This window comes from Pseudomonas sp. PIC25 (assembly GCF_002286785.1).
In the GTDB taxonomy this organism is placed as follows: domain Bacteria; phylum Pseudomonadota; class Gammaproteobacteria; order Pseudomonadales; family Pseudomonadaceae; genus Pseudomonas_M.
Genome location: NZ_MUJY01000177.1, coordinates 1 through 9,245, shown reverse-complemented (window position 1 = coordinate 9,245; position 9,245 = coordinate 1). Strand labels below are relative to the sequence as shown.

The 9,245-nt window shown below is 62.7% G+C and carries 9 protein-coding genes; 7 read left to right on the top strand and 2 right to left on the bottom strand.

Going from position 1 to position 9,245, the window contains the following annotated elements:
• Together BZL41_RS23150 and BZL41_RS23145 are read right to left on the bottom strand one after the other, a co-directional pair.
• On the bottom strand, window positions 1-819 hold an 819-nt coding region (locus tag BZL41_RS23150; RefSeq protein WP_143518149.1), incomplete at its 3' end, for an aldehyde dehydrogenase family protein.
• A gap of 526 nt (window positions 820-1,345) precedes the next feature.
• Window positions 1,346-2,632, bottom strand: a complete 1,287-nt coding sequence (locus tag BZL41_RS23145; RefSeq protein WP_371916563.1) for a methyl-accepting chemotaxis protein — start codon at window positions 2,630-2,632, stop codon at window positions 1,346-1,348.
• A 719-nt stretch (window positions 2,633-3,351) separates the two neighbouring features.
• On the opposite strand from BZL41_RS23145, the gene pqqA reads away from it, so the two are divergent.
• The 7 genes from pqqA to BZL41_RS23110 form a co-directional block, all read left to right on the top strand.
• On the top strand, window positions 3,352-3,426 hold the full coding sequence (gene pqqA, locus BZL41_RS29540) for a pyrroloquinoline quinone precursor peptide PqqA (protein WP_076714217.1): 75 nt from the start codon (window positions 3,352-3,354) through the stop codon (window positions 3,424-3,426).
• A gap of 53 nt (window positions 3,427-3,479) precedes the next feature.
• Window positions 3,480-3,773: a pyrroloquinoline quinone biosynthesis peptide chaperone PqqD gene (pqqD, locus tag BZL41_RS23135; RefSeq protein WP_095601437.1), complete on the top strand. Its 294-nt coding sequence runs from the start codon at window positions 3,480-3,482 to the stop codon at window positions 3,771-3,773.
• Window positions 3,742-4,875: a pyrroloquinoline quinone biosynthesis protein PqqE gene (pqqE, locus tag BZL41_RS23130; RefSeq protein WP_095601436.1), complete on the top strand. Its 1,134-nt coding sequence runs from the start codon at window positions 3,742-3,744 to the stop codon at window positions 4,873-4,875. The genes pqqD and pqqE overlap by 32 nt, the downstream gene beginning before the upstream one ends.
• Before the next feature lie 103 nt (window positions 4,876-4,978).
• Window positions 4,979-5,470: a urate hydroxylase PuuD gene (locus BZL41_RS23125; protein WP_371916562.1), complete on the top strand. Its 492-nt coding sequence runs from the start codon at window positions 4,979-4,981 to the stop codon at window positions 5,468-5,470.
• On the top strand, window positions 5,451-6,530 hold the full coding sequence (serC, locus tag BZL41_RS23120) for a 3-phosphoserine/phosphohydroxythreonine transaminase (protein WP_095601434.1): 1,080 nt from the start codon (window positions 5,451-5,453) through the stop codon (window positions 6,528-6,530). The genes BZL41_RS23125 and serC overlap by 20 nt, the downstream gene beginning before the upstream one ends.
• Entirely contained in the window at window positions 6,523-7,392 is an 870-nt protein-coding gene (locus BZL41_RS23115) for a phosphoserine aminotransferase (protein ID WP_095601433.1), read from the top strand. The genes serC and BZL41_RS23115 overlap by 8 nt, the downstream gene beginning before the upstream one ends.
• Before the next feature lie 299 nt (window positions 7,393-7,691).
• Window positions 7,692-9,245, top strand: a 1,554-nt coding sequence (locus BZL41_RS23110) for a DUF6531 domain-containing protein (RefSeq protein ID WP_143518148.1), incomplete at its 3' end; no start/stop codon positions are given.

The window sequence follows — 9,245 nt, the reverse complement described above, 5'->3', positions numbered from 1 at the left end:
TTCGAAGTAGATGTTCGGCGACTTGCCGCCCAGTTCCACGGTGGACGGGATGATGTTATCGGCGGCGCAACGGAGGATGTGTGCGCCCACCGGGGTCGAGCCGGTGAAAGCGATCTTGGCGATGCGGGTGCTGGTGGCCAGCGCCTGGCCGGCTTCGCGGCCGAAGCCCTGGACGATGTTCAGCACGCCGGCCGGAAGCAGGTCGCCGATGATTTCGGCGAGGACCATGATCGACAGCGGGGTCTGCTCGGCGGGCTTGAGCACCACGCAGTTGCCGGCGGCCAGGGCCGGGGCGAGTTTCCAGGCGGCCATCAGCAGCGGGAAGTTCCACGGGATGATCTGCCCGACCACGCCCAGCGGCTCGTGGAAGTGATAGGCGGCGGTGTTGTCGTTGATCTCGGCGGCGCCGCCTTCCTGGGCGCGGATGCAGCCGGCGAAGTAGCGGAAGTGATCGGCGGCCAGCGGCACGTCGGCGTTCAGGGTTTCGCGCACGGCTTTGCCGTTGTCCCAGGTCTCGGCGACAGCGAGGACTTCCAGGTTCTGTTCGATGCGGTCGGCGATCTTCAGCAGGACGTTGGAGCGATCCTGCACCGAGGTGCGGCCCCAGGCATCGGCGGCGGCATGGGCGGCGTCCAGCGCGCGCTCGATGTCGGCGGCGTCGGAGCGGGGGAATTCGGCGATGACCTCGCCGTTCACCGGCGAGGTGTTGGTGAAGTACTGCCCGTTCACCGGTGCGACGAACTCGCCGCCGATGTAGTTGCCGTAGCGCGGTTTGAAGGAAACGATGGCGCCAGGGGTACCGGGTTGCGCATAGATCATGGTGGTTGGCCTCTTCTTGTCGGAGCCTGGCCCCAACGTGGGACAGGTCATGGAACCGATCTTTGCAGGGGTCGGGAAGCCGTGGAATGCGCCATTCGCACAGAGCATCTCGTTATTTGGTAGTAGATTCGCGAGGCCCTGCGACGCGGGTCACGGGACTGGCCTGGATGCTTCCACCGATGGACCAGAGGGTTGCCCGGAGTGAGCGAATTCATTCGCGAGTGACGACGGTGCTTCGCCAATCGCGAATGAATTCGCTCCCACAAAGATGGCCGGTGTAGGGGCGAATTCATTCTCCCGACGAAGCCTCGCGGGTGGATGAATCCGCCCCTCCGAAGTGCATTGGCCATGTAGCCCGGATAAGCGAAGCGCAATCCGGGACCACAGCCCCCGGATTGCGCCAAGGCTGATCCGGGCTACGCGCTCCAATGGGCAATGGGTTGCCCGGAGTGGGAGCGAATTCATTCGCGATGGGTGACGACGGTGCTTCGCCAATCGCGAATGAATTCGCTTCCACGGAGAGGACTCACGCCGGCTGCCCCACTCTCCCCCGCGCCGGTCGGGTCTGGGCGACCGCCGGGTTACCCGGACGCTCCGCCCCTTCCGGCCGGTAGCCCAGGCGCAGGCCGCCCCAATGCCGGCCCTTGATGAAGATCGGCACCGACAGGTCATGCATCAGCTCGCCGGTATCGCGGGTGTAGGTCTGCAACAGCAGCGGCTGCTGGTGACTACCGCAGCGGATGCCGGTGCGGTCGGTGAATTTGCGCTTGCTGCGGCTGCGCGCCATGTCCTGCTGGCGGTCGCCGGTGGGCGCGTGGCTGAACGCCAGGTTGTGAGTCGGTACGTAGCCTTCCGGTGTGCAGGCGATGGCGAACACCATGCCCTCGTGACGACTCAGCAGCGGCTCCTGGATCGCTGGCAGCACCTGATCGGTATAGCTGTCGAAGCGCGTTCGGAACTTGGTCGGGTGGGTATTCGGCAATGGCTGATACTGGCGGTCGAACAAGTCGTCGAGGCCGATCCGGCCGCTGTCGATGTCCGCCTCGAAACGCTCGGCGATCGCCTGGGCGCCTTCGCGGGCCAGGTCGTAGACCCGCTGGTGATAGTCGTTCAGGCCCACCTCGGCGAGCCGCTCGCTGATGGTCTCGGCCTGCCCCTCCAGTTGCATCGCCGCCTCGGCCAGGTGCTGGGTCTGCTCTTCGCTGGCGCGCAGGTCGCCGCGCATCTGTTCGATGGCGGCGAACAGGCTGCTCAGTTGCTGACGGTTGGTTTCCGCGCCCTGGGCGATCTCGGTGATCTGGTTCTCCACCTCCAGCGCCAGCCCGGCGATGCTCTCCAGGCGCTGGCCGCTGCGCTCCACCTGGCCGACGCCATCGTCCAAATCGCTACTGAGCTGGCGAATCTGCTCCACCACCTCCGCCGTGCGGCTCTGGATGTCCGCCACCATCTGCCCGACTTCCTCGGTGGCGCTGGCGGTGCGCCCGGCCAACCCGCGCACCTCGTCGGCCACCACCGCGAAGCCGCGCCCGTGCTCGCCGGCCCGCGCCGCCTCGATAGCCGCGTTGAGGGCGAGCAGGTTGGTCTGGCTGGCGATGGACTGGATCACCAGCGTCACCCGCTGGATTTCCTCGCTGCGCTGGCTGAGCGCCTCGATCAACTCGCGGCTGGCGCTGGCACGCAGGCTCAACTGGTGCATGCAGGCGATGGCCGAAGTCACCAGCTCTCGGCCCTCATCGCTGCTGCGCCGCGCCTCGCTGGCGGCATCGCGGGCCTGCTGGCTGAGGGCCGAGGTGGCTTCCTCGGTGTGGATCATGGTTTCGGCGCTGCCGACGATGGTCACCGCCGCCGATAACTGCGACTGCAGCTTCTCCGCCAATCGCTGCACCGCGTAGGACACACCCGCCGCCGACAGCGCGTTGTGGCTGGTGGTATGCGCCAGGTCGCGGGCCAGACGGCCGATATCCGGCCCCTTTATCTCGTCCAACGGCGCCACCGTAGGCCGCCGCGCCAGCCATGACAGCCCGGCCACCGCCAGCGCCAGCGGTATCGCCAACGCCATCGACCAGCCGCTGCCGACGGCGAACAGCAGAACGACCATGAGCAGGCCCTGGACCAGAGCCACGGCAATGGGGGGCAGAGAGAACGTGCGCATGTAGCACCTCGCGGCTCCGGCTGGCTCGCCTGCTGGCCATGTCACCGGTTTTCTTGTTGTTCGGTTCCGGCATTAGGCAGAGCCGGCCATCACTTGGCCATTGTGCCTTGGTTGTAGAGGAGGAGTGCTTTGGTGGGAGGGCCACCGAAACAGGCCCAACGACGAAATAAAAGCTATTGAACTTATTAGGCCAGCGAAACTTCGCCCTTGATGAAAATCAAAAACCGCCTCAAATAAACGATTCCGCAACAAACAACAATCCAGCCACTACCAAATACCCGGAAAGTTCCTTCCAAAGTCGTATCAGGCCACGGGAAAAGTTGCCCTAGTTTCAAGGTGCGTCATCGAAACAATCCTTTTTCCGAAACAGGAGACCAACCATGCAGTGGATCGACCCGGCCTTTTGCGACCTTCGCCTGGGCTTCGAAGTGACCGCGTACGTCTACGTGCGCTGACCCACCGTGGCATGGCGCCCCGCCTGGCGCCATGCCGCATCGAGGAGATGCTCATGAGCGCGCACGCCATCACGCCGCAAGACCGTTTCGAAATCCGCCCTCCGTTCCTGTTCCGCTGGGAAGACTCGCAACAGGCGCATGTTCTTCTTTATCCGGAAGGCATCGTCAAGTTGAACGAAACCGGTGGCGACATTCTTAAACTATGCGACGGCAAGAATACGGTTGGGCAAATAATCGAACAACTTTGCAAACGCTACTGCGGCGCAGACGAAACAACGATAAGTAACGGCATCTTGAACTTTCTGGAGGTATCCCATGGCAAAGGCTGGGTCCGAACCACGGCTTGATGGCGGCGGCAATCCGGTCTGGCTGTTGCTGGAGCTGACCTACCAGTGCGCCCTGCAATGCGCCTTCTGCAGCAACCCGCGGCAATTCGCCGATTACCGACAGCACGAACTGGACACCGCCGAATGGATCGACGCGATGAGTCAGGCCCGCGCCCTCGGCGCCATGCAGATCGGCTTTTCCGGCGGCGAGCCAACCCTGCGCAAAGACCTGGAAACCCTCGTCGCCGAGGCCGATCGCCTGGGCTACTACACCAACCTGATCACCTCCGGCATCGGCCTCACCGAGGCACGCCTGCGCGCCTTGAAGGACGCCGGCCTGCGCCACATCCAACTCGGCTTCCAGTCCACCGACCGCGACGTGGCCCGGCAACTGGCCGGTGTCGACTGCTGGGAACGCAAGCTGGCCATCGCCCGCTCGATCAAGGCGCTGGACTTCCCCATGGTGCTCAACGTGCCCATCACCCGGCAGAACATCGGCCAGGTGCCGGACATCATCGAGTTCGCCGCCGAGCTGGGGGTGGAATACCTCGAGCTGGCCAACGTGCAGTACTACAACTGGGCGCTGCTCAATCGCGACCAGTTGATGCCCACCCGCGAGGAACTGGAGCGCGCCGAAGCCGCCGTACAAGAAGCCCGCGCCCGGCTGGGCGACCGCCTCACCCTGTTCTTCGTCATCCCGGATTACTACGAAGGCCGCCCGAAAGCCTGCATGAACGGCTGGGGCGCGATCCACCTGACCATCGCCCCCAACGGAGACGTGCTGCCCTGCTCCCAAGCCACCAGTTTCCAGAACCTGGAGTTTCCCAATATTCGCCGGCAACGGCTCGAAGCCATCTGGCACGACTCGCCGGTGTTCCAGCTCTACCGGGGCGATGCCTGGATGCCCGAGCCCTGCCGCAGTTGCAGCGAGAAGGAAACCGACTTCGGCGGCTGCCGCTGCCAGGCGCTGCTGCTGACCGGCGCAGGCGACGAAGCCGACCCCGCCTGCAGCAAGTCGCCGCATCACGCCCTGATCCAGCAGGCCGTGCAGCAGGCCCAGCGGGCGCGGCTCGTCGATGCGCCGCTGATACCGCGCCACGCCAGTCAGGGAGTCGAGCCATGAAACTGCCCCACGACAGCTTCGCCGGAACCCTGGGCGCCGGGCTGACCCTGACCCTGGGCGTCTACCTGCTGCTGCGCTTCTGGCTGGTCGCCTAGGAGGAATCATGCTCGTCCTCGATCTCCTGGCCCGCTACGCCCACCTGCTGTTCGCCCTGGTCTGGATCGGCCACAACTACGCCAGCTTCGTGCAACAACCGGCCTACGTGCCGTTCCGCGGCGACGCCGCGGCCCTGGAACGCGACCTGGAACGGCGAATGAGGCGCGAACACGGCATCTTCCGCTACGCCTCGCTGGTGGTCTGGGCGACTGGCATGGCGATGCTCTGGCAGCGCGGCTGGCTGCCCGATGCACTGTTATTGCGCGGCCCGCTGGCGGTGATCGGCCTCGGCGCCTGGATCGGCACGCTGATGCTGCTCAACCTCTGGCTGGTGCTCTGGCCGCACCAGAAGAAGCTGCTCGGCTTCGTGCCGGCGAGCTTCGAAGAGCGGGTGCGCTGCTCACGCATCACCTTCCTGTCCTCGCGCAGCAACACCATCCTCTCGATGCCCTTGCTGTTTTTGATGGCGGCCGGCGGACATGGCCTGCACCTGTTCTGAGGCGAGCTACAACTTCGCCGCCGGCCCCTCCCCGCTGCCCGCCGATGTGCGCGTGGCATTGCGCGAAGCATTGGTCGAACAGGGCCCGCTGGAGCAACCGTTCGGCGCGGCGGCCGTCAGGCAGATGCAGGAGGAGGTCGAACAGGACCTGCGCGCCATGCTGCCGCTGCCCGATCACTACCATGTGCTGTTCCTCCAGGGCGGCGCATCCGCCCAATTCGCCCTGCTGCCGCTAAATCTGTTGGCGCCGGACCAATCCGCCGGCTACCTGGAAAGCGGCCACTGGGCGCGCAAGGCCATCGCCGAGGCACGTCGGCACGCTCCGCTGAAAGTCATCGCCAGCGGCGCCGGCATGAATTTCCGCGCCCTCCCGCCCGTCGAGACATGGCAGCTCGATGCGGACATGGGCTATTGCCACGTCACCAGCAACGAGACCGGCGACGGCCTGCAACTGCATGAGTTTCCCGAGCTGCCGGTACCGCTGGTGGCGGACATGAGTTCGGACTTCCTCACCCGTCCGCTGCCGCTGGAACGCTTCGGCCTGATCTATGCCAGCGCCCAGAAGAACCTGGGCATCGCCGGGCTCTGCCTGGTGATCGTCCGCGACGACCTGCTCAGGCCGCCGCGCCCCGGCCTGCCCTCGGTGTTCAGCTATGCCCTGCAGGCCGAGGCCAACAGCCGCCTGAACACGCCGCCGCTGCATGCCCTGCATTGCGCCGGATCGATGCTGCGCTGGATCGCCCGCCAGGGTGGCCTCGCCGCCATCGCCGCCCTAGGCCTGGAAAAGAGCCGGAAGCTCTATCGCTGCATCGACGGCAGCGACCTCTACCTCTGCCCCCAGCACACCACCGACCGCTCGCGGGTGAACGTCTGCTTCCAGCTCAGCGAGGAACGGCTGTTACCGCTGTTCCTGAGCAGCGCCGAACGCCACGGCCTGCTCAATCTGCACGGGCACCCGGCGCTGGGCGGCGTTCGTGCCAGCCTCTACAACGCCATGCCGCTGGCCGGCGTGGACCAATTGGTCGAGTTCATGACGGCCTTCGAGCGCCAGCATGGCTGAACCCCGCCTGCCGGATACCGCGCTGCACCACCTCCGCGAACGCCTGCGCCTGGGTCTGGCCTGCGCCGCCGCCCGCTTTGCCATCGTGGAGCCCCCCTCCCGACCGGTCGAGGCCATGGGCCTGCGCTTCGACACGCCCCTGGGCATCGCCGCCGGCTTCGACCGCCATGGCCGCCTGGGGCGACAGGCCGGATCGCTGGGCTTCGGTTTCATCGAAGTGGGCAGCCTCCACCCGGCCGCCTTATCCGACCTGCGCCACAGCACGGGAACGGCGCGGCTGGGCATCAACCTCGGCCTGGCCCCGGATATTCCCGAGGCCGAGTTGCACGAAGCGTTCGCCCGGCTCTGGCCGCAGGCGGACTACCTCATGCTCAACCTGATCCACCCGGCCTGCGCCCCCTTGCTGGAACCCGGCGCCCGCCCGCGCCTGACCCGGCTGCTGGCCAGCCTGCGCGAACGACAGCAGCGCCTCGACCAGCTCGGCGGCCGCAAGGTCCCGCTGGCGGCCAAGCTGCGCTGCCTGCCGGACGACCTCCCCCTCGACCTCACCGCCCTGCTGCGCGACCTGGGCTTCGACGCCCTCCTCGCCGCCCACGACCCCGGCCCACCGGCCACACCCCGGCGCTACCGCCACTGGCAAAACCCCATCGCCCAAGCCCAGGCCTGCATCCAGACCGAACGCCTGCGCGCCCACTGCGGCCCCCGCATGGCCCTGCTCTCAGTAGGCGGCATCCAGACCGCCGCCCACCTAAACGACCGCCTCAACGCCGGTGCGGATCTGGTGCAGGTGTATGGCGCACTGAGGGAGCAAGGGCCGGAGGTGGCGGTGGGGATGTTGGAGAACCGGAACGGCGGCGCCTGAAAAGCCGGCCGCATTGGGGTTGCGATGACTCCACCTATGGAGCCTATGGCAGATGAATAAGCCGATGCCCACATCGGAGCACCCTTCATATAAGGCATGCTTTAAATTTGAGATGGGCTGTGAGGCTCTTCATGATTTTGGCTTATACATCCCCACTTCTCCGTTTTTCGTTTGTATGATCTGTGTTTCTCTCGTAATCAATACGGCGCGGTACTACTTTAAAGATAGATTCTTATCTTCTTCAGCCCACGCCAAACAGATTGCCGCGATATATCTCACCATATGAAAGGGAGTTCGAGATGAGTGAAATGTTCAGATTCAAAAAAACCATAACGCATCTTAGCGTTTCTTTTTCTTCATTCCTTCTTTATCTCGGCTGGCCAACACCAGCTTTATCCGAGCAGGTTCCTGTTGCACCTGAAGTATCGGAATGGAAATATACCGGCATTCGTTGCGAAACCGAAGTTCCTTATCCAAGTGAGGAAGCAGCAATACAAGCTGGAGTTGCCCGCTACAATCGCTGTGGCGATGCAAGCGTAGCGTCGAGAGGTGTCTGGGGTACAGCTACGGAGCCTGTCAAGGGAGCCTGTGGAAGTTCGAACGATCTTCCGGCTTACAGCCTGGGAGTAGAAAGAAGAAATGCTCGGCATATCAGCATTTCTTACTGCAATACTCATGACAGTTGGACAATCTTCCGAACCCGCACGGTTCGCTGCCCCTCAGGTTACACATTCTCATCAAATCAATGCATACCGGTAGGCGAAGATGTTGCGAAAGCCCCCTCGCAGTGCAAACCGGAATTAGGAATTGCGTTTTCCGGAAACCCCATAAACCTCTCAAGCCGCAGCAAACAAGAAAGCATTATCGACCTAACCATTGAAGCCTCGAAAGGTTGGTTTTTTCGACGCTACTACTCCAGTCGCGAACATTATTATGCAAGCCGCATGAATAAGCATTGGCGCCATACCTTTGAGCGCCGCCTCGTTGAAACCCAAAACAGCGCTATACGTTCAGTTACACTTTACCGTGACGACGGACAAGCATTGCGCTTTTCTCTTACCAATGGCTTATGGAAGGCGGATGGAGACATTAACTATCTTCTTTCCTCAGAAAAAGCATCAGACGAAGCGATACGGTGGCAGGTCATTACCCCTGACAACGAGACCGAAGTCTATGATGAACATGGCAGTCTCTTACAGGTAACCGATCGCCATCATCAAACTATTAGCTTGACCTATGACGCAAATCGTTGGATCAAGAAAATTTCTTACCCCAACGGCACCGACCTCTTATTGACCTACCATGCAAATGGATTATTGAAAATGGTAAAGCTATCCAATGATATCAACATAATTTATGAGTACAACTCCAACAATTTATTAACCAATGCGACCCACTCTATCGGTGGAGCATCGGTAATGCATTACGAGGATAGTAGGTTTCCCACGGCTTTGACTGGGATTACCGATGAGCGTGGAGTACGTTTCCAGACTTGGGCCTATGATGATCAAGGCCGCCCTGTCTTGAGCGAGCATGCAGAGGGAGCGGAGCGAACCCGATTGACGTATCACAGCGATGGAAAAATCACGGTTACCAACGCACTTGAAAAACAAAGCGTTTATTCATTCAAACTTATTAATGGCTTGAATCGGCTCGTTTCTGTCGATGGGGTGGCAAGCCTGAATTGTGTTGGCGCTAACCGCGCCTATACCTACACACCGGACGGAAGGTTGGAAAGCAAAACAGACTGGAAAGGCCACCTCACCACCTACACCTACAACGACCGTGGCCTGGAGATTTCCCGCACCGAAGCCGCCGGCACGCCGCAGGCCCGCACCGTCACCACCGAGTGG

Excerpts from the sequence above, each read along its gene's own strand:
- BZL41_RS23145 (WP_371916563.1), bottom strand. The coding sequence starts at position 2,632 with ATGATCCACACCGAGGAAGCCACCTCGGCCCTCAGCCAGCAGGCCCGC.
- pqqD (WP_095601437.1), top strand. The coding sequence starts at position 3,480 with ATGAGCGCGCACGCCATCACGCCGCAAGACCGTTTCGAAATCCGCCCT.
- pqqE (WP_095601436.1), top strand. The coding sequence starts at position 3,742 with ATGGCAAAGGCTGGGTCCGAACCACGGCTTGATGGCGGCGGCAATCCG.
- BZL41_RS23125 (WP_371916562.1), top strand. The coding sequence starts at position 4,979 with ATGCTCGTCCTCGATCTCCTGGCCCGCTACGCCCACCTGCTGTTCGCC.
- serC (WP_095601434.1), top strand. The coding sequence starts at position 5,451 with ATGGCCTGCACCTGTTCTGAGGCGAGCTACAACTTCGCCGCCGGCCCC.
- BZL41_RS23115 (WP_095601433.1), top strand. The coding sequence starts at position 6,523 with ATGGCTGAACCCCGCCTGCCGGATACCGCGCTGCACCACCTCCGCGAA.